This is a genomic window from Occultella kanbiaonis (genome assembly GCF_009708215.1).
Lineage (GTDB): Bacteria > Actinomycetota > Actinomycetes > Actinomycetales > Beutenbergiaceae > Occultella > Occultella kanbiaonis.
In genome coordinates this window covers 2,762,169-2,785,759 of sequence record NZ_CP046175.1, presented here as the reverse complement: position 1 = coordinate 2,785,759, position 23,591 = coordinate 2,762,169, and the positions used below count along the sequence as shown (strand labels likewise).

The window sequence follows — 23,591 nt, the reverse complement described above, 5'->3', positions numbered from 1 at the left end:
TCAGTGGTCGCCAGGTTCGAGGATCACCGAGCGGGTCAGGTTGCGGGGCGTGTCCGCGTCGAGACCCCGAGCCTCGGCGCGGGCGACCGCGAGCCGGTGCAGCAGGACCAGGTGCGCGAGCGGGTCGAGGTCGCTCGAGACGAGGGTGGCGCCGGTGGCGGCGACATCGTCCGCCAGGCCGGCCGGGATCGGTCCGAAGACCCAGACCAGCCGTCCGGGCTGAGCGATCGAGATCGGGCCGTGCCGGTACTCCATGGCCGGGTAGGACTCGGTCCAGAACTGGCTCGACTCACGCATCTTTAACGCGGCCTCGTGGGCGAGCCCGATGGTCCAGCCGGTGCCGAGGAACGTGATCTGGTCGGCATCGACCCAAGCCTGCGGGAGGTCGTGCGCGAGGGCGGACTCCGCGGCCTCGGGCACCGTGTCGAGTGCACCGGCACCGACGACGCTCGCCCGCAGCAGCAGCAGCGCGGTCGTGGCGAAGCGCGTCTGCACCACCGACTCCTCGTCGGCGAAGTCGAGCACGATCTCGTGGTCGGCGTGGGCGGCGGCGGGGCCGCCGGCCACCGCGGTGATGAGGACCGACGGTGCGACGGTGCCGGCGAGCAGGTCGACGATCTCGGTCGTCGTGCCGGACCGGGAGATCGTCAGGATCCGGTCGTAGGACCGTCCGGCCGGAAACTCGGTGGCGGTGAACGCATCGGTCTCGCCCTGGCCGGCCTGCTCGCGCAGCACCGCGTAGGACTGCGCCATGAACCACGACGTCCCGCAGCCGATCACGGCGACCCGCTCCCCCGCACCTGGCAGGCCCCGAAGGCCGGAGGCGTGCAGCTCCAGCGCCGCGCGCCAGGTGCCGGGCTGGGATGCGACCTCGATCGCAGTGCGGTTCATGTGTGGTCCTCTCCTCGAAGCTCCGATGACGTAATGTGACTACTATACGGGCTGATCGATCACGAAACATCAGCGAGCTGATCTGATGTGATCGGCTCAGGGTCCGAGCGGGGGTGCTCGGCGCCGTGGGTCGAACTGACGGAAGGACGCGCATGGATCGACACCAACGGCTCGGCCTGCTGCTCGAGCTCGTCGTACAGCGCGAGCACGTACGCATCGAGGACATCACGCGAGAACTGGACGTCTCGCCCGCGACGGCCCGGCGTGATCTCGACGCGCTCGCCCAGCAACAACTGATCACCCGGACCAGGGGTGGCGCCGCCGTCGCTCCGGGATCAGCCGACTTGCCGCTGCGCTACCGCGCCGCCCGGCAGGGCGACCAGAAGGAACGGATCGCCCGGGCGGCGGCGGGCCTCGTGGTTGCCGGACAGGTCGTCGGGCTCAACGGCGGTACCACGACGACCGAGGTGGCCCGAGAGATCGCGGTGCAGCCGGGTCTGCAGGCCGGCCCCAGCAACCCCCTGGTCATCGTGACGAACGCCGTCAACATCGCCAATGAACTGGCCGTCCGCTCGAACCTGCGCGTGGTGGTCACGGGGGGCGTGGTCCGCCCGCACAGCTACGAACTGACCGGACCGCTGGCCGGACTGCTCCTCGGGCAGGTGAGTCTCGACCTGCTCTTCCTCGGGGTGGATGCGTTGGACCCGCAGGGCGGTGCCAGCGCGGCTGACGAGGGCGAGGCGAGCACGAACGCCGCCCTCGCCGACCGGGCCGAACGGGTCCTGGTCGTGGCCGACTCCACGAAGCTCGGGCGGAGCGCATTCGCCCGGATCCTACCGACGAACAAGGTGCATACCCTCATCACCGACGCCGACGCGGACCCCGGACTGGTCGCCGCGTTCGAGGAGGCCGGCGTCGAGGTCATCCTGTGTTGATCGACGGGCGCCGCGAGCTGGGATACGACCTTCTCCACACCCGGCCGGTGGGCGCCGCGGCCTCCGTGGCGGACAAAGCCCTTGTCGGGCGAGCGGCATCGTCGGCAGGCTGGCCCGCATGACCACCGCCACAACGCCGTCCTTCGAAGCGCTGCTCGCCGAGGGTGAGTCCGTCGACGTCTCCGGATGGGACTTCTCCTGGTTCGCCGGGCGGGCCACCGAGGAGCGCCCGCCGTGGGGGTACGGCCGGCTGCTCTCGGAGCGGATGGCGCGCGCGCACGCCGCCCTGGATCTGCAGACCGGCGGCGGAGAGGTCCTCGCCACCATCGCGAGCCCGCCACCGGTGCTGCGGGCGACGGAATCCTGGCCGCCGAACCTGCCGATCGCGCGACGCGTGCTCGCCCCGCTCGGGGCGGAGGTGCTCGAAGCGCCCGACGGCGGTCCACTCCCCTTCGCCGACGCCTCCTTCGATCTGGTCACGGCGCGGCTCCCGGTGGTCACGCCCTGGCCCGAGATCGGCCGGGTGCTCGCTCCGGGTGGGACGTTCCTGGCGCAGGAGGTCGGGCCGGGCTCGAACATCGAGATGTCCCGGGCGATGCTGGGTCAGCACCTCCAGCCCAACGGCCGGTTCCCGGCCGATGCCGTCACTGCCGCCGAGGCGGCCGGCCTGGTCGTCGTCGACCTCCGCGAGGCATCGCTGACCATGGAGTTCTTCGACGTGGCGGCCGTGGTCGTGTTCCTTCGCAAGGTCATCTGGACCGTCCCGGACTTCAGCGTCGGGCGGTTCCGGCCGCAACTGCGCGCCGTCCACGACCGGATCCGGGCGACCGGCTCCTTCGTCTGCCACCCGACCCGGTTCCTGATCGAGGCGCGCAGGCCCGAACGGACCGACTGAGCCACGGCGAGGCACTCCTCAGGTTGCCGGCGGCCGCGCGAGGGACTGAGACCGCGAGGGACTCAGACGATGACCATGACCAGGTCGCCGCCGTCCACCTGACGGGCCGTCGGGCTCGGCACCCGGCGCACGGTCCCGGCGACCGCGGTGGTGATTGCGGCCTCCATCTTCATGGCCTCGATGGTCGCGACCGTCTGCCCGACCTCCACCGCATCCCCCTCCGCCACGACGGGCGTGACGGACCCGGCGAACGGGGCCGCGACGTGCCCGGGCGTGTTCGGGTCGGCCTTCTCCGCGGAGATCGCCGTGACCTCGGCCGACTCGTCGCGCACCTGCACGGGCCGCAGGTGGTTGTTCAGCGTGGTCATCACGGTGCGGATGCCGCGCTCGTCCGGCTCGGACACGGCCTCAAGACCGACGAGCAGCCGGACGCCCCGCTCCATCGTGACCTCGAACTCGCTCGCGGAGTCGAGGCCGTACAGGTAGTCCGAGGTTCGGATCACGGAGATGTCCCCGAACTCGGACCGGCTCGTCGCGAAGTCCTTCGCCGGCCCTGGGAACAGCAGCTCGCTCAAGCGAGTGCGCCGGCGCGCGGAATCGGCGGCGAGCTCGGTGCGGTCGGCCTCGGTCAGCGGGGTCAGCTCGCGCTTGGGGCCACGCCCGGCAAGGGCCTTCGTCCGGAACGGCTCGGGCCAGCCGCCGGGCGGGTCGCCAAGCTCGCCGTGCAGGAACGCGACGACCGAGTCCGGCAGGTCGAACCGCCCCGGCTCGGCCTCGAAGGCCTGCGGGTCGGCGCCGGTGGCGACGAGTTGCAGGGCGAGATCGCCGACGACCTTCGAGGACGGGGTGACCTTCACGAGGTGCCCGAGGATGCGGTCCGCGGCCGCGTACATGGCCTCGATCTGCTCGAACCGGTCGCCGAGCCCGAGGGCGATGGCCTGCTGGCGCAGGTTGGACAGCTGGCCGCCGGGGATCTCGTGCTCGTACACGCGGCCGGTCGGCGCACGCAGGCCGGACTCGAACGGCGCGTAGAGGCGGCGGACCGCCTCCCAGTACGGCTCCAGGTCGGTGACCGCGCGCAGGTCCAGCTCCGGTGCCCGCTCGGTGTGCTCGAGTGCCGCCACCAGCGCCGATGCCGGCACCTGGCTGGTGGTGCCGGCCATCGGGGCGCTGGCCACGTCCACGGCGTCCACGCCGGCCCCGATCGCGGCCATCAGGGTGGCGAGCTGGCCACCGGCGGTGTCGTGGGTGTGCAGGTGCACCGGCAGGTCGAACCGCTCCCGCAGGGCACCGACGAGCGTCGCCGCCGCGGCGGGCCGGAGCAGGCCGGCCATGTCCTTGATCGCGAGCACGTGCGCCCCGGCGGCCACGATCCGCTCGGCCAGGCGCAGGTAGTAGTCCAAGGTGTACAGCGGCTCGGCGGGATCGGTGAGATTCCCCGTGTAACACACGGCCACCTCGGCGATCGCCGGCGTCTCGCGCACCGCGGCGATCGCGGGCGTCATCTGCGTCACGTCGTTGAGCGCGTCGAAGATCCGGAAGATCGAGATCCCGGTGTCCGCCGCCTCCCGGACGAATGCGTCGGTGACCTCGGTCGGGTACGGGGTGTAGCCGACCGTGTTGCGCCCGCGCAGGAGCATCTGCAGGTTGATGTTCGGTGCCGCCTCGCTGAGGGCGGCGAGCCGCTCCCAGGGGTCCTCCCCGAGGAACCGGAGGGCGACGTCGTAGGTGGCGCCGCCCCACGCCTCGATCGAGAGCAGGCCCGGCGTGGTCCGGGCCACGTGCGGCGCGACCGCGAGCAGGTCGATGGTGCGCACCCGCGTCGCCAGCAGCGACTGATGTGCGTCCCGGAACGTGGTGTCGGTGACCGCTACCGCGGTCTGCGCCCGTAGGGCGCGGGCGAAGGCATCCGGTCCGAGCTGGGCGAGCTGCTGACGAGAGCCCGACGGCGGCGCCTCGGCGAGGTCGGTGTGCGGGAGTTTCTTGGCCGGTTCCCCGAGTGCCTCGGGCCTGGGACCGTAGGGCCGGTTCACGGTCACGTGGGCCAGGAAGGTGAGCAGCTTCGACCCGCGGTCACCGCTGACGCGCGGGGTCAGCAGCTCGGGTCGCTCCCCGATGAACGACGTGTCCACGCGACCCTCGATGAAGTCCGGGTCGTTGAGGACGGCCTGCAGGAACGGAATGTTCGTACGAACGCCTCGGATGCGGAACTCGGCCAGCGCCCGTCGGGCCCTGCGCGTGGCGACCGCGAAGCTCGCGCCACGGCAGGTCAGCTTGACCAGCATCGAGTCGAAGTGGCCGGTGATCTCCGCGCCTGCGTGCGCCGTCGCCCCGTCGAGTCGCACGCCCGCGCCGCCGGGCGAACGGTAGGCCGTCATGCGGCCGGTGTCCGGACGGAACCCGTTGCTCGGGTCCTCGGTCGTGATCCGGCACTGCAGGGCGAAGCCGTTCACGCGGACCTCGTCCTGGGTGATGCCCAGGTCGGCGAGGGTCTCCCCGGCCGCGATCCGCATCTGCGCCGAGACCAGGTCGATGTCCGTGACCTCCTCGGTCACGGTGTGCTCGACCTGGATCCGCGGGTTCATCTCGATGAACACGTGCTCCCCGGCCCGCTCCCCCTCGGTGTCCAGGAGGAACTCGACCGTGCCTGCGTTGACGTACCCGATGGCCTTCGCGAACGCCACCGCGTCCGCGCACAGCCGCGCACGGATCTCCGGGTCGAGGTTCGGGGCGGGTGCCATCTCGATGACCTTCTGGTGGCGGCGCTGCACCGAGCAGTCCCGCTCGAAGAGGTGCACCACCTCCCCGGTCCCGTCCGCGAGGATCTGCACCTCGATGTGCCGGGGTCGAAGGACCGCGCGCTCAAGGAACACGGTGGGGTCGCCGAACGCGGCATCCGCCTCCCTCATCGCCGCAGCGAGAGAGTCCGGCAGGTCGGCGGGTGTCTCGACCCGACGCATGCCCCGGCCGCCGCCGCCCGCGACCGCCTTGACGAACACCGGGAAGCCGACCTCGTCCGCCGCAGCCAGGAGTGCCTCGACGTCCGCCGATGGCTCGCTCGAGGGCAGCACCGGGATCCCCGCGGCACGGGCTGCGCGCAGCGCCGTGACCTTGTTCCCCGCCATCTCGAGGACCTCGGCAGGCGGCCCGACGAAGCTGATCCCGGCCGCCGCGGCCGCGCGCGCCAGTTCCGGGTTCTCGGAGAGGAACCCGTAGCCCGGGTAGATGGCGTCCGCCTTGGACTCCTTCGCGACCCGGATGATCTCGTCGATGTCCAGGTAGGCCCGGACCGGATGGTCCTCCGCACCGATGAGGTAGGCCTCGTCCGCCTTCAGCCGGTGCTCGGAAGCCCGGTCCTCGTAGGGGAAGACGGCCACGGTGCGGGCGCCGAGCTCATAGGCGGCGCGAAAGGCACGGACGGCGATCTCGGCGCGGTTGGCAACGAGGACGGTCGAGAACATGCGAACTCCCAGGGGTGTGCGGGGTGTGCGCACCGCACGCTACCGCGATCGGAGCCGCCGGCCGGACGCTGTCCAGAACCAGAACGGCGGCCGACACCCGAGTCCGTCCGGCCCCGTTCGGCACCCGGGGCGGGAAGCGGGCACGACCGAGGAGCCGGGATCCTTCCCGGACCAGGGCGGCCGGTGCGCTTCAGGCGCCCTTGCGGGCAGCGCGGCGGCGTGCGAGCTCGTCGTCCTTGGTGACGGTCACGGTGTCGTCCTCGGCACGCTCGGTGGGGAACTCGGCCAGGCTGCCCTCGACCTCGCGCCAGACGCGGCCGACGGCGATGCCGAAGACGCCCTGGCCGCCCTGGACGAGATCGAAGACCTCGTCGGCGGAGGTGCACTCGTACACGCTCGCACCGTCGCTCATCAGCGTGATCTGTGCGAGGTCGTCAACGCCACGCTCGCGCAGGTGGTCGACGGCGGTCCGGATCTGCTGGAGCGAGACGCCGGTGTCGAGCAGACGCTTGACGACTTTGAGGACGAGCACGTCCCTAAAACTGTAGAGCCGCTGGGTGCCCGAGCCGGTGGCGGGCCGGATGCTCGGCTCGACGAGGCCGGTCCGTGCCCAGTAGTCGAGCTGCCGGTAGGTGATGCCGGCGGCACGGCACGCGGTGGGTCCGCGGTAGCCGGTGGCGGTGTCCAGATCCGGCAGCGTGTCACCGAAGAGCATGCCCTGTGCTCGCTGTGGGGTCGAGCCGGGGGCGTCTGCTGTCGCATCGATGCCGCTCACGCCTACTCCATTCATCGCACTGACCTGCACCACTCTATCGCGTGGTGTGCTGCGAGCCCCGTCCGACGCCCGCGATGTTCCCAAACTAGAGGCACCTGGGGTCCGGATCAACGAGGCCGGCCACGAACGGTCCTCGGCGTGTCGCATCCGGTGAGTCTTACTCTCAACCTGAAGTTGAGGGTTCGCGCGGAATCCCGCCGATAGAACTCCCGACGGTGGCGGGCATCACACCCACGAACGCCCGACACGCCCGACTCAGGCGTCCGTGTCGTCGAAATCCTCCGGTGCCACGGAGTCGAGGAACTCCCGGAACTCGGCGACCTCCTCGTCGGCCTCCTGACCGTGCAGCGGCGCGCCCAGATGGACGTGCTCGTGTTCGTCCTCGTCCACATCCAGGACGACGGCAGCAACGTCGAGGACGGCTTCGGCACACCAGACCTCCACGTGCGCCCGGAGCGCCAGCGCGATCGCGTCAGAGGCCCGCGAATCCACCCGTCGCCCATTGGTGAGGACCAGTTCGGCGATGAAAGTGCCGTCACGGACCTCGATGATGTTCACCCGGTCGAGGCCGACCTCGGAGGCCTCGAGCACGCTGAGCAGCAGGTCGTGCGGGCCGGGGCGGGGGGACTGCATTCCGGCCTGCGCCGTCGCGATGGCCACCCCCTCGTGCGGCCCGATCACGATGGGTAGAGAAAGCGGACCCTCCGACTCGGACAACACCACCAACACATCGTGCTCGGGGGCGTGGACCCGAACACGGACACCGAGGACACCCATCTTTCGCACTCCTACACGCTACGCCGCGCGGCCGATGAGCGCGCGCAATCAACCCGGGTGATTTTTCACGGACCCCGCGCTCGGGGCCGCTGGCGCTACTGGAGCCGGTCGATACCGGCCCGGATCAACGCCGTGTGCAGCGCGTTGAACGTCTCGGCTAGGTCGGAGGCCAGCGAGTGCGCCTTGGCCCGGGAGGCCGCAGATGACGGGCCGCTCCGCACCGATCGCACCGGGGCCACCAACTGGTCGATGAGGTCGAGCTCGCGTTCGGTGGCCGTGCGGACCGAGCGCAGGTGCCGTGCCTCGATGCCATGCTCGGCGAGCTGCCCGGCCAGGCGCACGATCTCGACGGCACCGGCCGGGTACTTCGATCCGGCGTCGGCCGTGATCAGGCCGGCTGCGGCAAGCATCTCGACCTGTTCCGTCGGGCAGTCTGCCGCCTCCGCGAGCTGGGCCGCCGTCATCCTGGTCCGGCCCTTGGCTCCGACGAGCTCGCCGTCCTCGGTGACCACCCGGGCGCCGGGAGCGGGTGCCTGTGCCGATCCGGCGCCCGCATCGAGCTCCGCCAGGCGCTCGCGGATCACCTTCAGTGGCAGGAACGAGTCCCGTTGCGCGGTCAGCGCGAACCGCAGCCGTTCGACGTCCGCCTGACTGTAGGTCCGGTACCCGGCCGGGGTCCGGTGCGGTGTCACCAGCCCCTGGTCCTCGAGGAACCGGATCTTCGAGACGCTCACGGCGGGGAACTCGCGTTGCAGGATCGACAACGCGGCCCCGATGTTCATCGTCGGGGTCCGGGAGACGCCGGCCGGCCAGCGCTCGGGCTCGTCGGCGGCTCGGGCCGACGCCGAGGACATGCTCACTGCCCCGGCGCGTCCGAACGCGGCTCGCCGTCGACGCCGGTGCCGCCGTCGTCAGCGGGGCCGCCGTCGACGGCGTCGGCGGCTGTCTGGGTGCGGCGCGGGCTCGGGTGGAACGTGAGGCGATACTTGCCGATCTGCACCTCGTCGCCCGCCTGGAGCTCGCTCTGGTCGATCCGGGTGCGGTTGACGTACGTCCCGTTCAGGCTGCCGACGTCGCGGACCGCGAAGCCGCCCTCGGTGGCGAGGAACTCCGCGTGCCGACGCGAGACCGTGACGTCGTCGAGGAAGATGTCCGCGGCCGTGTCCCGCCCGGCGCTGACCCGGTCGTCGTCGAGCAGGAACCGCGCTCCGGCGTTCGGGCCGTGCTGCACGATCAACAGTGCCGAGCGCGGCGGCAGTGCCTCCACGGCCTCCCTGTCACTGGCGTCGATCGCGCCCGGCGCGAACTCCTCGTAGTCGGTGGGTACGACGCGGCCAAGGGCCGCTGTGGTGTGGACCGGCGGTGGACCGGACTCGGTGCCCGCGCCCTCGTTCTCGGGTGCCATTGATGCGTTGCCTCCCTGGCCGGCTGACGTCGTGGAACCGCTCACGGCTCGTTCTCGTGCTTGAACCTAGACCGTGAACTTTACCCTCAACCTTAGGTCGAGGGCGCGCCCTGTGGACAGGGGTACCGCCGATCGACCTGGGTGGATCAGTTCTCGTCCTCGACGGGCACCGCGTACTCGGGCTCGACGACCTGGACGACGGCAGTGATCTGCACCAGGTCCCGCTCGACCAGGTCCACCGTGGCGCCGGCGTTACGGAACCCGGCGAGGGCCCCGCCCGGGATGTCGAGTGCCACGGAGAGGGTCTGCGGATTGCCGATCGCGCGCCACTCGTACGGTGAGGTCAGTGGCTCGCCGTTGGCGATGATGCCGTCGGGTCCGTCGGTGAACGAGGCCGTCGCCGTCAGGCGGACGCCCGAGACCTCGACGGCCTCGGCGCCGGCGTTGCGGAGCTCCTCGAGCATGTGCACCATCGTCTGCGCCGACACCTCGCCGTCGGGGTCGTCGACCTCGACCACGACGCCCGGCCCTTCGACCGGGACCGTGCCGGCGAGGATGGACTGCAGAGTCAGGTAGTCCTCGGCGAACTGGCGCGCGTTCGAGCCCGACTGCAGTGACGACCGCTGGGCCCGAAGCTCCTCGCCCTCGGCGGTCAGCTGCTCGTTGCGCTGGGTGACCTCGTCGAGCAGGCGGACCAGGTCGTCCTGGCGGAGCGAACTGAACTCGTCGCCCTGGGTCTGGCGGACCTGGGCGACGATCGCGATCCCCAGCAACACGCACATCAGGGCGATCAGGATCCGGGCACGCAGGCTCTGCCCGCGCCCGTCCTTCGGCGTCCGTGCGATCGGCCGTGAACCACCGCCGGTGGTGGCCGTGCCGGCCTCAGCGCCACCGGTGCCCGCGTCGGCGGCGGCCCCATCGGCCGCCGTGCCGCCGTCGGCCGCCGGCTTCTCCTCGTCGGTCGCCATCGGTCAGGCCTTGAAGATGTGGCGTCGGATCGACGCGGCGTTGGAGAAGATCCGGATCCCGAGCACCACCACGACGGCGGTGCTCAACTGGGAACCGACACCGAGCTGGTCGCCGAGGAAGACCAGGAAGGCCGCGATCAGCACGTTGAACAGGAACGAGGTCACGAACACCCGCTCGTCGAAGACCTGCTCCAGGCGGGCACGCACGGCGCCGAACAGCGCATCGAGGGCAGCCACCACGGCAATCGGCAGATAGGGCTGCAGTTCCACGGGGACACTCGGCTGGAGGATGAGGCCGATGACCACGCCGATGACCAGTCCCACCACAGCGATCACGCGTTCCTCCCCTCCCCGGGTCGAGTCAGTCTGACATGCACCGCGCCGTCGCGGCAGAACGTGTCTATGACGATTCCGTCACATTCACCAGACCGGAGGTCGTCCCGGCCGGCAGCACCAGGTCATCGGCCGGCGCCACCGACGACGGAATCGAGAACTGCGAGGAGAGGGTGCTGAGGTGGGTCGCCGCACTCGTGCGCGCGAACGAGGTGCGCATCCCCTGCGGGTCCCCGATCGCCTCGACCACGTACGGGGTCACGAGCGGCTGCAGGTCCACGAGGACGGCCTCCCCCGCGGTCCGGATCGCGGTGGCAGCGGTCAGCCGGTGCCCGTTGATCGCGATCGCCTCGGCTCCGCTCGCCCAGAGCCCGTTCACGACGACCTGCAGGTCGAAGTCCTGGACCCGCTGCTCCTGGGTGCCCGGTTCGTTGTTCTGCGCACGTACCGAGTCCTCGACGGTGATCACCAGGCCGGGCCCGTGCACGGCCGTGCTCCCCGCCCACACCGCGAGATCGGAGGACTCGTCGAGAACCTGCGCGTCGCCCGACCCGAGCGCGGTGACCTGAAGATCGTTGATCTCGGTACGGACGCCGTCGTTCTGCGCGGTCAGCTCCTCGGAAGTGGCGATCCGCTCCCGGATCTGCTCGATCAGCACCGCGCGGGCACTCTCGCCCGACGGCAGTGGGGCGCGCAGCGCCTTGGCCGCCCACACCCCGCCGAGTCCGAGCACGGCCGCCGCGAGCAGGACCAGCACGCGGGACACGGGGCCGTGGCGGGGCGCCGTGCCCGCCGCCCGGGCCTGCGCCGCGGCCGCATAGCCGGGGTCCAGCGGGCGCTCGGTCACCTCGTTGAGCAGGGTCATCGACGCGTCGGGGCGGCGCCCGAGCGAGATCCTGCTGCCCCCGGGGCGTGGGGTGCTCATGCCGCCACCGGCGGGCTCGGCGGCAGCGTGCCGGAGCCGTCAGTGCCGCCAGTACCGCCAGTACCGCCAGTACCGCCAGTACCGCCAGGACCGGAGGCGCCGACGGTGCCGGTGATCACCTGCCGGAACTGGTGCAGGTAGATGGCACCCGCACACCAGTACAGGAACACGCCCCAGAGGGCCGCCGACCAGCCGAGCACGTACGCGATCTCGCCGGGCGTGCCGGGGATCTGGGCGAGCAGCAGGAGCGGGAACGCGTACATCAGCGCGAAGGTGCCGGACTTGCCCACGACGTGTACCGGGAAGCCGGGGTAACCGCGCCGGAACATGAACGGCAGGCACGCCGTGACGAGCAGGTCCTTGGCTGCGATCGCGATCAGCAGCCACCACGGCACGATCCCCTGCACGCACAGGCCCACCAGGGTGACGAAGATGAAGAGCCGGTCAGCCGCTGGGTCCAGCGCCCTGCCGAGCTTGGAGGTCTGGTGGAACCGGCGCGCGATGACACCATCGAGCCAGTCGCTGAAACCGGCGAGGACCAGCACCACGAAAGCCGCGACGAAGTGCCCCGACAGGATCAGGTAGCCGACGACGGGCACCAGCAGCAGCCGGATCATCGAGATGATGTTCGGCACGGTGAGAACCCGATCGGTGTCCGTCTCGCCGGCGTGCTCGGGCCCTGTGCTCACGATCCGAGGTTAGACGATCCGCGGCCCGTCTCCGCCGTATGCGTCGGCCCTGGTGGGACACTTCAGGCATGCTGCTCGCCTTCTCCGTCGCCCCGCTCGGTTCCGGGGAGTCGGTCACAGCCGCCGTCGCCGACGCGGTTGCCGTGGTCCGCTCCTCCGGGCTGCCCCATCGGACCGACGCGATGTTCACCACGATCGAGGGCGATTGGGACGAGGTGTTCGACGTCGTCAGGCGCGCCACCGAGGCGGTCGCCGCCCACGGCGACCGGATCTCGCTGGTCATGAAGGCGGACATCCGCCCGGGCCACACCGGGGAGCTCACCGGGAAGGTGGACCGGGTCGACGAGCACCTGCGGCGCCGGTCCGAGACCGGGTCCGGGGCCTGACGCCGTGCTCGAGGTCCTCACCGGGAGCGGACTGGCATTCGCTGCCGGCCTGAACGCCTACATCCCACTCCTGGTGATGGGCCTCCTGGCGCGGTTCACCGACATCCTCGAACTGCCCGCGGCCTGGGCATGGCTCGGGAACGACTGGGTCCTGATCGTCCTCGGCGTGCTCCTGGTCATCGAGGTGGTCGCGGACAAGATCCCCGCCGTCGATCATGTCAACGACGTGCTGCAGACCTTCGTCCGCCCGACGGCAGGTGGCATCGTCTTCGCGGCCGGCACCGGTTCCGTGACTCCCGCGGTGACCGACCCGGCCTCGTTCTTCACCAGCGAAACCGGGATCGCGTTCATCGTCGGCCTGTTCCTCGCGCTCACCACGCACGTCGCGAAGGCCGGTGCCCGGTCGGTGGTCAACCTCTCCACCGCCGGCGTCGGAGCTCCGGTCGCATCCACCGTGGAGGACGTCTCGTCGGTGACCCTGACCATCCTGGCCATCCTGGTCCCGGTGCTCGTGCTCGTCTTCATCGCGATGCTGGTCGTCGTGGTGATACGGATGCGCTCGCAACGCCGAAGACGCCGTAGTTTGAGCACATGAAATTCGGACTCTTCATCCCGCAGGGCTGGCGCTTCGACCTCACCGGTATCGAACCGAGCGAACACTGGGCGGTGATGAACGGTCTCGCGCAGCACGCCGACGCCGGCGCCTGGGACTCCATCTGGGTCTACGACCACTACCACACCACCCCGGTCCCGAGCGCCGAGGCCACCCATGAGGCGTGGACCCTGATGGCGGCCTTCGCGGCCAGCACGTCCCGGGTCAAGCTGGGTCAGATGTGCACCTGCATGTCCTACCGCAACCCCGCGCACCTGGCCAAGGTGGCGGCGACCGTCGACGTGATCTCGGGTGGTCGCGCCCAGATGGGCATCGGCGGCGGCTGGTACGAACACGAGTGGCGCGCCTACGGACACGGTTTCCCGCGCCCCGGGGTGCGACTCGGGATGCTCGACGAGGGCGTCCAGATCATGCGGCAGGCCTGGACCGAGGGCGTCGCGACGCTCGATGGCAAGCACTACCAGGTAGACGGTGCGATCGTGCGACCACTGCCCCTGCAGGATGGTGGCCTGCCGCTCTGGATCGCAGGTGGCGGGGAGAAGCTCACCCTGCGGATCGCCGCGAAGTACGCCACGCACACGAACTTCGACGGAAGCCCGGACGGGTTCGTCCACAAGAGCAAGGTGCTGGCCGAGCACTGCGCCGACGTCGGCACCGACTTCGGCGCGATCACCCGCTCGGCCGACTACAACGTCGCGATCGGGACCACGCAGGCCGAGGTGGACGACCGCCTGCGGATCCTGGCCGAGCGATCCCTGCCCCACCTCGGCGCCGAGCGCACCGAGAACATGGTGGCCGGCTACCGCAACGATGCCGCCCTGGCGGTCGGCACCCCGGAGCAGATCGTCGAGCGGCTCACGGCCATGAAGGCCGCCGGGCTCACGTATGCGATCTTCTACTTCCCCGAGGCGGCATACGATCGTTCCGGGATCGAACTGTTCGAGCGCGAAGTCATCCCGCACCTGTCCTGAACCTGTCAGAAGCGTGATCCGAAGGAGGACACCATGTCTGTCACACCAACCGAGGGTGACGACGCCCCGGTCGGCGCCCACGAGATCCACCTTCTCGAAGCGGATGAGACCATCCCGCCTCGCCCTGAGGAAGAAGTGGCCGACGCCGCCAGGAGCGACGAAGCGTGAGCACACCCGGTCCCCCGCGCGAGGACGCGCCGCCACGAATGGCGCGCTCGCGCAAGCTCTGGCACCTGGGCATGCAGCAGATGATCGTCACGGTGGTCATCATCATCGTCCTTAACGTCGTCGCTCGCCGGCTCGGCCTCGGCTGGGGCGGCAGCATCGCGATGTGCGCCGTGATCGCGTTCTCCTGGCCGTTCGTGGCCGCCTGGTGGAACAGTCGACGGCGCAAGTGATGTTGCGTGGTCGTCGTCCGCCGGTGCTTGACTCACCGGCGGCGACGTCCCACGCTGGACAGGCCGTAGCCGTCCCACCTCGGAGGTAACCCGTGACCGATCGCGATCACCGCCACCGCGCCGACGGCCGACCGGATGGCCAGGCCGAGGGGCCCGAGGCGACCGACCGCGAGGTCGGCACCGCCTACCCGGCCAGCCCACCGCCGTCGGGCGTGCAGCCGGCACCGCTCGAGCACGGCGACGGGCCGGCGCCGGAGCGGGAGGGCCGGCCGGCATCGGGATCGTCGCCCTGGACGGACTACGCGACCAGCCCCTATCCGGTCAACCCGGAGGCGGACGCGCCCGACCACACCCTGGCCGACCCGGCCTACCGGCCGCCGGACTACGCGCGCGAGCCGACCCCGGCCCACGGTGTCGACGCGCACTATCCACCCTCCCCCGCGCCGGGTTCGTCGTGGTACTCGTCGCGGACCCAGCCCGCCCCAACCGAGACGCCGGAGCCTGCCGCGGACCCGGAGGCGAAGGGCGCCCGCAACGGTGACGAGCCGTCCCGGCAGGGCTCGGACGGCGGGCCCGGCGGGTCCTGAGCCGCGCCCACGGCCGGGCAACACCTCAACGGTTAGTCCGACGCGCCCGCCTGCGATGCCGCTAACGTCGGCGGCGTGCACGAGGAGATGACGCTCGCCCTGGACTCCACCGACGCCCGCGACATCGTCGCGCTGCGCGATGGTCTCGCCGCCTGGCAGGAGTCCATCGGGGTGACCCAGTGGCGCGTCGGCGAGGTCAGCCAGTTCGTGGTGGAGCGGCAGGTCGCGGCCGGTGAGTGGTACGTGCTGCGCCGCGGTGGGAGTCTCGTCGCGACGGCGCGGCTGCTGACCCGCGACGAGCACACCTGGGGACCCGAGCTCGGCGGCGAGGGGTCCGCGGGGTACCTGCACGGCCTGATGGTCGCGCGCACGGCTGCTGGCGAGGGCCTCGGCGGGCAGATCCTCGCCTGGTTCTGCCGCGTGAGCGCGTCGCACGGGTTGCCGGCGGCGCGGCTGGACTGTGTGGCCACCAATGCCCGGCTGCGCCGCTACTACCGGGACCACGGCTTCACCGAACGCGGCATCACCGACTTCGGGCCGACGAGCGGCTGGGCACCGGTGCGCCGGTTCGAGCGCCTCCTAACCGCGGTGTAGGAGTTGTCCACAGGGTCCGAACGGGGTGTCCGAGGTCCGGGGTTATCTAGGACTCCACAGCCCCAAGGAGGCACACCATGTCCAAGGAGTCCCTGGCCACCCTCAACACGAACACGCTGATCGGTCATACCGATCGGCGCGGTAGGGCGTGGCACTACAAGTCCGAGTTCCAGGGCGAACGCCCCAACCACTACCCCGGTGCGATCCCGGTCGCCGATGTCCGTGAGCGCCTGTTCAACTGGCGCGCCGCAACCCGCCCGGTCGCGGTGGAGCGCCCGGCTCCCGAGGCGGAGGCCACTCACCGGGACGCGGCGGGCAACCCGGTCCGGTGGGTCGTCGACCCCCGGCGGCGCGCGATCGTGCGGGAGGAGGACCACGAGGGCACCGTGTTCGGGGTGTTCTCCGCCGACTACGTCCCCCATCAGTACGGGGAGTGGCTGCTCGAGAACGTCGAGCACATCCTCGACGACGACCTCTCCATCACGTCCGCCGGCGTCCTGCGGGAGGGCGCCGTCGCCTGGGTGGAGGTCTCCGTGCCGGACGCACTTCGGACGCCGGAGGGCGTGGAGTTCCGGCCGAACCTGCTCGCCACCACCACCCTCGACGGCACGCTCGCCACCACCTACAAGCGCACGGTCACGGACGTCGTGTGCGACAACACCCGCAACGTCGCGCTGGCCGAGCGCGGACCGCAGGCGAAGTTCAGGCACTCCCGCTACGAGAAGCTCGGCCTGCTGAGCGCCCGGCAGGCGCTCGAGGTGGTCTACACGACCGCGGACGCGTTCGCCGCGGAGGTCGCCCGCCTGTGCGCCGTACCCGTCTCCGAGGCGCAGTGGTCGGGGTTCCTGGACGTGTGGGTACCGGCCACAGACCCGCAGAGCGGCGACAAGCTGACCGGGTCACGCAAGGCCGTCGCCGACCGTCGCCGCAGCGAGCTGGAGGACCTGTACCGGACCGACGAGCGTGCCGCGCCGTGGCGGGGCACCGCGCACGCCGTCGTTGCGGCGGTGAACACCCACGAGCACCATGTGCGCGCACTCGCACCCGGGGCGGACCGGCTGCAGTCCAACATGCGCAAGATGGTCAACGGTGCGTTCGAGGAGCTCGACGTGCGCGCATGGCGCACGCTCGAGGGGGTGTTGCAGGGGTCCTGAGCCCCGAGCAGGTCCGCTGGGTGCGGGCCCGTCGCGCGTGCTGGTGCGCCTGTGTCGCGGCGCGACATCGTGCCCTGCGGTACATGGCTCAGGCCGCCCGGCTGGGGCGCAGTCTGCGCCCGAGCAGATACATCTCGCATCCGAGGCAGAGCCCGAAGGCCGCGTTCAGGAACGCGGCGACGAGCGCCACGGCCGCGAACACGGTGACTGCCCAGCCGACGCCGATCAGGCCGAGGACGAGGCCGACCCCGGTGATGATGAGGCCGACGAGCTGGGCGAAGCGCGGCGGCGCGGGATCCTCACGGTCCGTCGGCGGGGCCAGGCGGGGGCGCACCAGCGAGGCGTACAGCAGGCCCTGCCAGGTGCCCTGGACCCCGCGGGCGACGCCGAGCGCGAAGGATGCGACGACGACGGCCAGCAGGATCAGTCCCGCCGGCGAGTCGCCGGCGAGGATGGTGGCGATCAGGAGGATGGCAGTGAGGGCGGCGCCGAACCTGGGGCCGCGCGGGTCGATCCCCGCGGCTCGTTCAGTGGCGTCGGGGGCAGTCGTCATCGAGGTGCTCCGATCTGGTCAGTGGCGGTGGGGGAGGTTGCGCCTGACCTCGGACGGGCATCGATGGAGGCGCGCTCGCCGGGGATGTCCCCGATGAGGCTCAGGAGGGCGCGGGCCGCCTGGGCGCGGGTGGGCGCGCCGCCGATCCGGCCGACGAACGCGCCGGACGAGTCGAACAGCAACGACGTCGGCGTGCTCAGGACCGCGAACCGGCGGGTCAGGTCGAGGTGCTCGCCGCCGTCGACCTCGACGAAGGCGAGGGCGGGCTCCGAGGCCGCCAACTCCGACCACAGCCCGGCGCTGCGACGGCACGGGCTGCAGTACTCGGAGGAGACCTGCACCACTGTGGCACCGGTGCCAGGCGTCAGGTCGACGACCTCGCGGACCCGTGCCAGGGTCTGCTCTCCCCCGCTCGTGCCCCGGCTGCGTCGCTCGCTGCTGCCGCGCGTGGCGGAACGGACCGCGGGGGTGAGCCGGAGTTCGCCGCGCCTGCGGGTGGCGAGCCACCAGCCGACGCTCGTGACCGCGAGGAGCACCACGATGGCGCCGGCACGCAGCAGCAGGTCCTGGCTCACGCCGTCGAGCGTAGGACGGTCCTCTGCGCACGAGCGAGGGCTCCGATTCTGTCCGGATCGTGGACAGGATGCCGGTGCGCGGCTAGGAGCGCCGCGCGGTCCCCCGGTGCGCCGTCGCCGTGCGGGGGTCCTCGGGCCAGGCGTGCCTCGGATAGCGGCCGCGCAGCTCCGCGCGCACCTGCGGGTACCCCGTGTCCCAGAACGAGTCGAGGTCCCCGGTGATGGCAGCGGGCCGTCCGGCCGGCGAGAGCAGGTGCACAAGGAGTCCGACCCGTCCCCGGGCGAGCCGCGGCGGCTGCCAACCGAAGGCCTCCTGCAGCTTCACCGCGACGACCGGTTGCTCGGCCGAGTAGTCCACCCGGATCGAGGAGCCACTCGGGACCCTGACCCGCTCGGGCGCCCACTCCTGAAGGTGCGTCGCCTCCGGCCACGGGAGCAGCCGCCGCAGCGCCGAGAGGGTGTCGATCCGGGCCAAGGCACCGGTACCGCGGACTCGGTCCAGGTCGGGGCCGAGCCAGGTGTCGAGGTCGCGCAGCAACGCCTCGTCGCTGACGTCCGGCCACGGCTCCCCCATGGCGGCACGGAGGAACCGGAGCCTGGCCCGCAGGGCACTGCCCGCGTCCGTCCAGCGCAACGCGCTGAGCCCTTCGGCCGCGATGCCCTCCCGTACGGCGGCGCGCACGAGCTCGGGAGGCGGGTCGGGCACCGGCGCCGACGTGAGCTCGATGGCGCCGAGCCACTCCCCGCGCCGGGCGACGACCCGGCCGCGCTCCCAGGTCACCCGCGTCTGCGAGCGGAGCAGTGCGGGCGCGGCCAGGCGAGCCAGGTCCACCTCCAGCGGGGCGGCGGATCGGATGATGGCGTCCCGCCGCCCCGGCGACCGGTCCGCGTCGGCCACGGCCAGCCACTCGAGGCCGGCCAGGGCACCGTCCTGGAGGCTCGCGCCGGTGCCGGACGCCATCAGGTAGGCGGTCGAGCTCGGGCGGCGTCGAGCGATCCGGTCCGGGTGGGCCAGGGCGACCACGAGCCCGACGGCGAGGTCGTCGCCAAGGGCGAGGCCACCACCGAGGGCGAGGTCGGCCAGTTCGGTGGCGCCACCGCCGGTAGCGGGGTCGCGCGTCTCGCCCGCCACGGCCGACCCTGTGGCCGGCTTGCCGTTGCGTCGTCCGAGCTGCCGAGCGAACCGGTCCGCCTGCTCCCGCCAGGCGCGCGCGGCCGGGCCGCCGCGCCGAAGCGTTCGTAACGCGGCGACCAGGTCACCGCCCGGGGCGCGGGAGTCCTCGGCCAGCAGGGCCACCACCTCCGCGGCCCGGCGGGCGCCGACGGCAGGGGTCGCATCCAGGAGCGCGCGCGCCAGGCGCGGGTCGGTGCCGACCGCTGCGATGGCCCGCCCGCGCTCGGTGAGCCGCCCGTCGGCGTCCAGCGCACCGAGCCCCGTGAGGGTCTCGCGCGCGGCCGCCAGCGCAGTCGGCGGTGGGGCGTCGAGGAGGGCGAGGCCCGCGCCGTCGGGGCTGCCCCAGCAGGCGAGCTCCAGCGCGAACGCGGTCAGGTCGGCGGTCCGGATCTCCGGCACCGGGTGCGCATCCAGGCGGGCGTGATCGCCTTGTGACCAGCACCGGTACACCGCGCCCGGTCCCTCCCGCCCGGCGCGGCCGGCACGCTGCTCGGTCTCCGCGCGACTGGCCCACGTGGTGACCAGCCCGGCCAGTCCACGCCGGTGGTCGGTCCGCGGCCTGCGGGCGAAGCCCGCGTCGACGACCACCCGCACCCCGGGGACGGTCAACGAGGACTCGGCCACCGCCGTCGAGACCACGACCCGGCGTCGCGGCCCCGGGTTGAGGGCGAGGTCCTGTTGCTCGCTCGAGAGTCGACCGTGCAGCGGGCGCACGTCGGCCCCGAGGCCGCCGGCACCGGTGAGCGACCGACAGACCGTGTCCACCTCGTAGGCGCCCGGCACGAACACCAGGACGTCGCCGTCGCTGTCCGCCAGGGCCGTGCGGGCGGTGGCGGCGACGTGCTCGAGGAACGGCCGGGTGATGCCCCGCTCGTCGGTGCGGGCGACCCGGGTGGGTGGCGGCTTCCAGTGCTCGGTGACCGGGTGCAGGATGCCGGGCACGGTGATCACCGGCGCCGGGCCGGCGGGGTCGGACCTGCCGAGGGCTTGCGCCGTGTGTTCGGCCGCCACGGTGGCGGACATGGCGAGCACGGGCAGGTCCTCGCGCAGGTTCGTGCGCACGTCCACGCACAGGGCCAACGTCAGGTCCGCGTCGAGCTGCCGTTCATGGACCTCGTCGAGGATGACGGCACCGACGCCCGGTAGGTCGGGGTCGGCCTGCAGCCGGCGCAACAGCAGGCCCGTGGTGACGAACTCGATCCGGGTGCTCGGGCCGACGCGTCGGTCGCCCCGCACGCTGTACCCGACGGTCTGACCGAGACCCTCGCCGAGCAGGCCCGCCAACCGGCGCGCCGCCGCCCGCGCCGCGATCCGACGGGGCTGGGTGACCACGATCCGGCCCGGAACGGCGGCGGCCAGTGCCGGCGGGACGAGCGTGGTCTTGCCCGTCCCGGGCGGCGCCTGCACGACGGCGATGCCCCGGCGGCGGGCGGCGGCGACGACGTCGGGCAACCCGGCCACGACCGGGTAGTCCGGCGGCGCGGCCAGGAGCCGGGTGATCGGGTCTGCGGTCACGTCCCGCAGTCTGCCAGCCGGGACGGCGCAACCCGCGCCCCGCCGACCGCCGTGAGCAGCACCCACCGCCGTCAGGCCCTGCGGGCGTCCTTCGCCCGCAGCACCACCTTGCGGATCTCGTCGAACCAGAGCACCGACGAGGCCATCGCGAGGCAGACCAACCAGTGCGCGAGGTCGAGCGACGCCGTGCCGAAGGCCACCTGCAGGAACGGGATCTCCACGATCGCCAGCTGCAGCACGATCGCCAGCAGCACAGCCCCCCACAGCCACCTGTTCGTGAAGGCATGGGAGAACGCGCTCGTGGTCTCGGACCGGGAGTTGAACGCGTTGAACAACTGGGCGAGCACCAAGGTCGTGAAGCCGGCGGTCCTGGCCACCTCCAGTGAATCCTCGCCGCCCGCGATCATGCCCCCGGGCAGGAAGATGTCGATCGTGAGCAGTGTGATCAGGCCCATCACGAGCCCGATGCTGAGAATGCCGATCCACATCCGCGGGTCGATGATCTTCTCGGTGAGTGGCCGCGGCCGCCGTGCCATCACGTCGTCGACCTCGGGATCCACCCCCATCGCCAACGCCGGGCCCGAGTCGGTGACCAGGTTGATCCAGAGGATCTGGGTGGCGAGCAGCGGCACCACGACTGCGTCGGTCGATGCGTCCGCCAGACCGATGGCGCCCGCGAACACCACCCCGAGGAAGACGGTGAACACCTCGCCCATGTTGGACGAGAGCAGGTAGCGCAGGAACTTCTTGATGTTCTCGAAGATGACCCGGCCCTGGCGCACCGCGGAGACGATCGTGGCGAAGTTGTCGTCACCGAGGATCATCTTGCTCGCTTCCTTGGTGACCTCCGTCCCGGTGATCCCCATCGCGATGCCGATGTCCGCGGACTTCAGGGCCGGCGCGTCGTTGACCCCGTCGCCGGTCATGGCGACCACCTGGCCGTCCGCCTGGAGCGCGTCGACGATGTCGTTCTTGTTCTTCGGCGCGACCCGCGCGTACACGCTGACCTCGCGGGCGACATCCCGCAGTCCTACGTCGTCGAGCTCGTCCAGCTCGCTCCCGGTGACGGCGCGCGCGCCGCTGGCGACGATGCCGAGATCGGCGGCGATCCGGGCCGCCGTGCTCGGGTGGTCCCCGGTGATCATGATCGTTCGGATCCCCGCCCGGTGCGCCTGCGCCACGGCCACCGCGGCCTCCGGTCGTGGTGGGTCGATGATGCCGACCACGCCGAGGTAGATCAGGTCCCGCTCGTCGCTCTCATCGAGGATGTCGTCATCGTTCTCGTCGAGGCGTCGGTAGGCGACACCAAGGGTCCGTAGGGCCGCGGCCGAGAGGTCCTCGACGTCGGCCAGGGCCTGGGCCCGGCGTTGCGCCGTCAGTTCGACGACGTCCTCGCCCACCTGGACCCGGTTGCACAGGCCAAGGAGCACGTCGGGGGCACCCTTGGTGACGATGCCGCGCGCATCCTCGGAGGCACGGAACTGTTGGGTGGTCATCCGCTTGCGCTCGGAGGTGAACGGCACCTCGGCCTCGCGCTGGAACTCGGCGACGGCGTCCCTGGTGCCGTCGAGCTTGTAGGCGGCCACGAGGAAGGCGGCCTCCGTCGGGTCACCCTGGATCTGCCAGGTGCCTCCGGTCTCGGTCAGCTGCGCGTCGTTGGACAGCGACCCGCCGCCCAGCACCATCCGGGCCTCGCGCAGCAGTGCGGGGTCGGTCACCGGGAGCCCTTCGGTGAGGGCCTCGCCGACCGGGGCGTAGCCGACGCCGGTCAGCTCCACCCGACCCGAGGCGGTGACCACCCGCTCGACGGTCATCTCGTTCTTCGTGAGCGTGCCGGTCTTGTCCGAGGCGATCACGGAGGCGGATCCGAGGGTCTCCACGGAGTGCAGCCGCTTCACGACGGCGTTCTGTCGCGCCATCCGCTGCACCCCGATCGCGAGCACCACGGACAGGATCGCCGGTAGCCCCTCGGGGACGGCAGCCACCGCCAGCGAGACACCGAGCAGCAGCACCGTCACGAACTCGCTGGGAGTGCTGACCTGGTTCACGACGGCCGTGACCACCATGACCACGATCGCGATGACGATCACGGTGAGGCCGAGCAGCCGGGACACGCCGTTCAGGTCCTTCTCGAGCGGGCTGGCCTCCTCGACCGTCGCGTCGAGCATCTGCGCGATCGAGCCCATCTCGGTGTCCATCGCGGTGCCGGTGACGACGGCCCGGCCGGTCCCCTGCGCGACGGCGGTGCCCTTGAACACCATGTTCAGCCGGTCCCCGAGGGGCGCGGGTTCCGCCAGCACGGCCGGGTCCTTCAGGACCGCCTCGCTCTCCCCGGTCAGGGACGCCTCCGCGACCCGCAGCGCGCTGGCCCGCAGCAGTCTGGCATCGGCGCCGACGGAGTCGCCCTCACCGAGCACGAGCACGTCCCCGCGGACGAGCTCGGCGGACGGCACGGATGTGAGCCGGCCGTCCCGGAGCACCGTCGAGGCGGCCGCGGTCATCTGTGCGAGGGCGGCGACGGCGTTCTCCGCCTTGTTCTCCTGGACGAAACCCAGGACCGCGTTCAGCACCACGACGGCCGTGATCACGATCGAGTCGATCGGCAGGCCGTGCGCGCCCTCCACCACCCACGCCACCAGGGAGATGACGACCGCGACGAGCAGCAGGTAGATCAGCGGGTCCTGGAACTGGGCCAGGATCTTCCGCCACAACGGGACCGCCGGCGCCGACCGAAGCTCGTTCGGCCCGTCCGCCGCGAGCCTGCGTGCGGCTTCGGCGCTGGTGAGCCCGAGCGCGGGGTCCACGTCCAGCGTCTCGGCGACCGCGACGGCATCGGTGACCGAGGGATCCGGGCCGGGACCCCGCTGCCCGGGAACGGTCGCTCGCCCCGTGTCGCTGTGGCTCGGACTCTCCGCCTGCATGGTGTTCCCCTCGTTCGGGCCGCAACCGTTCCCGGACCAGTTTCCCAGGCGGCGCCCGGAACGCCATAGGACCAACGACCGAACAGTTGTCGAATG

General features: G+C 71.6%; 24 protein-coding genes. 10 read left to right on the top strand and 14 right to left on the bottom strand.

All coding sequences use genetic code 11. The features are described 5' to 3' along the window. Positions 1–891 carry an SIS domain-containing protein gene (locus GKS42_RS12845; protein ID WP_154794183.1) on the bottom strand — a complete coding sequence of 297 codons (891 nt, stop codon included), beginning with the start codon at positions 889–891 and terminating at the stop codon, positions 1–3. A 152-nt stretch (positions 892–1,043) separates the two neighbouring features. Between GKS42_RS12845 and GKS42_RS12840 the strand changes: the two genes are divergently transcribed. Both GKS42_RS12840 and GKS42_RS12835 read left to right on the top strand, forming a co-directional pair. Further along, complete coding sequence (locus GKS42_RS12840; RefSeq protein ID WP_154794182.1) at positions 1,044–1,826, top strand: DeoR/GlpR family DNA-binding transcription regulator; 783 nt, start codon at positions 1,044–1,046, stop codon at positions 1,824–1,826. Positions 1,827–1,944: 118 nt separating this feature from the next. Continuing rightward, complete coding sequence (locus GKS42_RS12835) at positions 1,945–2,721, top strand: class I SAM-dependent methyltransferase (protein ID WP_154794181.1); 777 nt, start codon at positions 1,945–1,947, stop codon at positions 2,719–2,721. A 62-nt stretch (positions 2,722–2,783) separates the two neighbouring features. Here GKS42_RS12835 and GKS42_RS12830 read toward each other — a convergent pair whose 3' ends face one another. From GKS42_RS12830 to GKS42_RS12790, 9 genes are all read right to left on the bottom strand, one after another. Beyond that, positions 2,784–6,182 carry a pyruvate carboxylase gene (locus GKS42_RS12830; RefSeq protein ID WP_154794180.1) on the bottom strand — a complete coding sequence of 1,133 codons (3,399 nt, stop codon included), beginning with the start codon at positions 6,180–6,182 and terminating at the stop codon, positions 2,784–2,786. A gap of 190 nt (positions 6,183–6,372) precedes the next feature. Continuing rightward, positions 6,373–6,897, bottom strand: a complete 525-nt coding sequence (locus GKS42_RS12825) for a MerR family transcriptional regulator (RefSeq protein WP_231955808.1) — start codon at positions 6,895–6,897, stop codon at positions 6,373–6,375. A gap of 315 nt (positions 6,898–7,212) precedes the next feature. Next, positions 7,213–7,734 carry a bifunctional nuclease family protein gene (locus GKS42_RS12820; RefSeq protein WP_154794178.1) on the bottom strand — a complete coding sequence of 174 codons (522 nt, stop codon included), beginning with the start codon at positions 7,732–7,734 and terminating at the stop codon, positions 7,213–7,215. Between the two features lie 95 nt (positions 7,735–7,829). Then, positions 7,830–8,588, bottom strand: coding sequence for a transcriptional regulator FtsR (gene ftsR, locus GKS42_RS12815; protein ID WP_154794177.1), 759 nt, complete (start codon positions 8,586–8,588; stop codon positions 7,830–7,832). 2 nt (positions 8,589–8,590) lie between these two features. Continuing rightward, positions 8,591–9,139 carry an FHA domain-containing protein gene (locus GKS42_RS12810; RefSeq protein ID WP_154794176.1) on the bottom strand — a complete coding sequence of 183 codons (549 nt, stop codon included), beginning with the start codon at positions 9,137–9,139 and terminating at the stop codon, positions 8,591–8,593. A 146-nt stretch (positions 9,140–9,285) separates the two neighbouring features. Beyond that, positions 9,286–10,107, bottom strand: a complete 822-nt coding sequence (locus tag GKS42_RS12805; RefSeq protein WP_154794175.1) for a DUF881 domain-containing protein — start codon at positions 10,105–10,107, stop codon at positions 9,286–9,288. A 3-nt stretch (positions 10,108–10,110) separates the two neighbouring features. Next, complete coding sequence (locus tag GKS42_RS12800; RefSeq protein WP_154794174.1) at positions 10,111–10,443, bottom strand: small basic family protein; 333 nt, start codon at positions 10,441–10,443, stop codon at positions 10,111–10,113. 64 nt (positions 10,444–10,507) lie between these two features. Beyond that, positions 10,508–11,365 carry a DUF881 domain-containing protein gene (locus GKS42_RS12795; RefSeq protein ID WP_154794173.1) on the bottom strand — a complete coding sequence of 286 codons (858 nt, stop codon included), beginning with the start codon at positions 11,363–11,365 and terminating at the stop codon, positions 10,508–10,510. Further along, a complete protein-coding gene (locus GKS42_RS12790; protein WP_232848042.1) occupies positions 11,362–12,054 on the bottom strand; it encodes a CDP-alcohol phosphatidyltransferase family protein in 693 nt (230 codons plus the stop codon). Before GKS42_RS12790 ends, GKS42_RS12795 begins: the two co-directional genes overlap by 4 nt. 68 nt (positions 12,055–12,122) lie before the next feature. Between GKS42_RS12790 and GKS42_RS12785 the strand changes: the two genes are divergently transcribed. The 8 genes from GKS42_RS12785 to GKS42_RS12755 all read left to right on the top strand — a co-directional run bounded on the left by GKS42_RS12785 (position 12,123) and on the right by GKS42_RS12755 (position 16,757). Continuing rightward, positions 12,123–12,440, top strand: coding sequence for an MTH1187 family thiamine-binding protein (locus GKS42_RS12785; protein WP_154794172.1), 318 nt, complete (start codon positions 12,123–12,125; stop codon positions 12,438–12,440). 4 nt (positions 12,441–12,444) lie between these two features. Beyond that, the gene (locus tag GKS42_RS12780; protein WP_154794171.1) at positions 12,445–13,035 is read left to right on the top strand and encodes a DUF4126 domain-containing protein; all 591 of its coding nucleotides are present in this window, start codon (positions 12,445–12,447) and stop codon (positions 13,033–13,035) included. Next, the gene (locus GKS42_RS12775; protein WP_154794170.1) at positions 13,032–14,024 is read left to right on the top strand and encodes an LLM class F420-dependent oxidoreductase; all 993 of its coding nucleotides are present in this window, start codon (positions 13,032–13,034) and stop codon (positions 14,022–14,024) included. Before GKS42_RS12780 ends, GKS42_RS12775 begins: the two co-directional genes overlap by 4 nt. A 33-nt stretch (positions 14,025–14,057) precedes the next feature. Then, positions 14,058–14,192 (top strand): hypothetical protein, encoded by a 135-nt coding sequence (locus tag GKS42_RS26805; RefSeq protein WP_268958100.1) that lies wholly within the window; start codon positions 14,058–14,060, stop codon positions 14,190–14,192. Beyond that, positions 14,189–14,422, top strand: a complete 234-nt coding sequence (locus GKS42_RS12770) for a hypothetical protein (RefSeq protein WP_154794169.1) — start codon at positions 14,189–14,191, stop codon at positions 14,420–14,422. The genes GKS42_RS26805 and GKS42_RS12770 overlap by 4 nt, the downstream gene beginning before the upstream one ends. Positions 14,423–14,514: 92 nt before the next feature. Further along, positions 14,515–15,009, top strand: a complete 495-nt coding sequence (locus GKS42_RS12765; protein WP_154794168.1) for a chromosomal replication initiator protein DnaA — start codon at positions 14,515–14,517, stop codon at positions 15,007–15,009. Between the two features lie 75 nt (positions 15,010–15,084). Next, positions 15,085–15,603, top strand: a complete 519-nt coding sequence (locus tag GKS42_RS12760; RefSeq protein ID WP_154794167.1) for a GNAT family N-acetyltransferase — start codon at positions 15,085–15,087, stop codon at positions 15,601–15,603. A 77-nt stretch (positions 15,604–15,680) separates the two neighbouring features. Beyond that, on the top strand, positions 15,681–16,757 hold the full coding sequence (locus GKS42_RS12755; RefSeq protein WP_154794166.1) for a DUF932 domain-containing protein: 1,077 nt from the start codon (positions 15,681–15,683) through the stop codon (positions 16,755–16,757). An 88-nt stretch (positions 16,758–16,845) separates the two neighbouring features. Here the strand turns inward: GKS42_RS12755 and GKS42_RS12750 are convergent, their stop codons facing one another. The 4 genes from GKS42_RS12750 to GKS42_RS12735 form a co-directional block, all read right to left on the bottom strand. Next, positions 16,846–17,310, bottom strand: a complete 465-nt coding sequence (locus GKS42_RS12750) for a DUF4395 domain-containing protein (RefSeq protein WP_154794165.1) — start codon at positions 17,308–17,310, stop codon at positions 16,846–16,848. Next, the gene (locus tag GKS42_RS12745) at positions 17,307–17,885 is read right to left on the bottom strand and encodes a thioredoxin domain-containing protein (protein ID WP_168217829.1); all 579 of its coding nucleotides are present in this window, start codon (positions 17,883–17,885) and stop codon (positions 17,307–17,309) included. Before GKS42_RS12745 ends, GKS42_RS12750 begins: the two co-directional genes overlap by 4 nt. Positions 17,886–17,967: 82 nt before the next feature. After that, a complete protein-coding gene (gene hrpB, locus GKS42_RS12740; protein ID WP_154794163.1) occupies positions 17,968–20,574 on the bottom strand; it encodes an ATP-dependent helicase HrpB in 2,607 nt (868 codons plus the stop codon). A 71-nt stretch (positions 20,575–20,645) separates the two neighbouring features. Then, positions 20,646–23,495, bottom strand: a complete 2,850-nt coding sequence (locus GKS42_RS12735) for a cation-translocating P-type ATPase (RefSeq protein ID WP_154794162.1) — start codon at positions 23,493–23,495, stop codon at positions 20,646–20,648. Positions 23,496–23,591 lie beyond the last annotated feature (96 nt).

Excerpts from the sequence above, each read along its gene's own strand:
- GKS42_RS12830 (WP_154794180.1), bottom strand. The coding sequence starts at position 6,182 with ATGTTCTCGACCGTCCTCGTTGCCAACCGCGCCGAGATCGCCGTCCGT.
- GKS42_RS12805 (WP_154794175.1), bottom strand. The coding sequence starts at position 10,107 with ATGGCGACCGACGAGGAGAAGCCGGCGGCCGACGGCGGCACGGCGGCC.
- GKS42_RS12840 (WP_154794182.1), top strand. The coding sequence starts at position 1,044 with ATGGATCGACACCAACGGCTCGGCCTGCTGCTCGAGCTCGTCGTACAG.
- GKS42_RS12785 (WP_154794172.1), top strand. The coding sequence starts at position 12,123 with ATGCTGCTCGCCTTCTCCGTCGCCCCGCTCGGTTCCGGGGAGTCGGTC.
- ftsR (WP_154794177.1), bottom strand. The coding sequence starts at position 8,588 with ATGTCCTCGGCGTCGGCCCGAGCCGCCGACGAGCCCGAGCGCTGGCCG.
- GKS42_RS12775 (WP_154794170.1), top strand. The coding sequence starts at position 13,032 with ATGAAATTCGGACTCTTCATCCCGCAGGGCTGGCGCTTCGACCTCACC.
- GKS42_RS12795 (WP_154794173.1), bottom strand. The coding sequence starts at position 11,365 with ATGAGCACCCCACGCCCCGGGGGCAGCAGGATCTCGCTCGGGCGCCGC.
- GKS42_RS26805 (WP_268958100.1), top strand. The coding sequence starts at position 14,058 with ATGTCTGTCACACCAACCGAGGGTGACGACGCCCCGGTCGGCGCCCAC.
- GKS42_RS12835 (WP_154794181.1), top strand. The coding sequence starts at position 1,945 with ATGACCACCGCCACAACGCCGTCCTTCGAAGCGCTGCTCGCCGAGGGT.
- GKS42_RS12810 (WP_154794176.1), bottom strand. The coding sequence starts at position 9,139 with ATGGCACCCGAGAACGAGGGCGCGGGCACCGAGTCCGGTCCACCGCCG.
- GKS42_RS12735 (WP_154794162.1), bottom strand. The coding sequence starts at position 23,495 with ATGCAGGCGGAGAGTCCGAGCCACAGCGACACGGGGCGAGCGACCGTT.
- GKS42_RS12845 (WP_154794183.1), bottom strand. The coding sequence starts at position 891 with ATGAACCGCACTGCGATCGAGGTCGCATCCCAGCCCGGCACCTGGCGC.
- GKS42_RS12755 (WP_154794166.1), top strand. The coding sequence starts at position 15,681 with ATGTCCAAGGAGTCCCTGGCCACCCTCAACACGAACACGCTGATCGGT.
- GKS42_RS12750 (WP_154794165.1), bottom strand. The coding sequence starts at position 17,310 with ATGACGACTGCCCCCGACGCCACTGAACGAGCCGCGGGGATCGACCCG.
- GKS42_RS12825 (WP_231955808.1), bottom strand. The coding sequence starts at position 6,897 with ATGCTCTTCGGTGACACGCTGCCGGATCTGGACACCGCCACCGGCTAC.
- GKS42_RS12820 (WP_154794178.1), bottom strand. The coding sequence starts at position 7,734 with ATGGGTGTCCTCGGTGTCCGTGTTCGGGTCCACGCCCCCGAGCACGAT.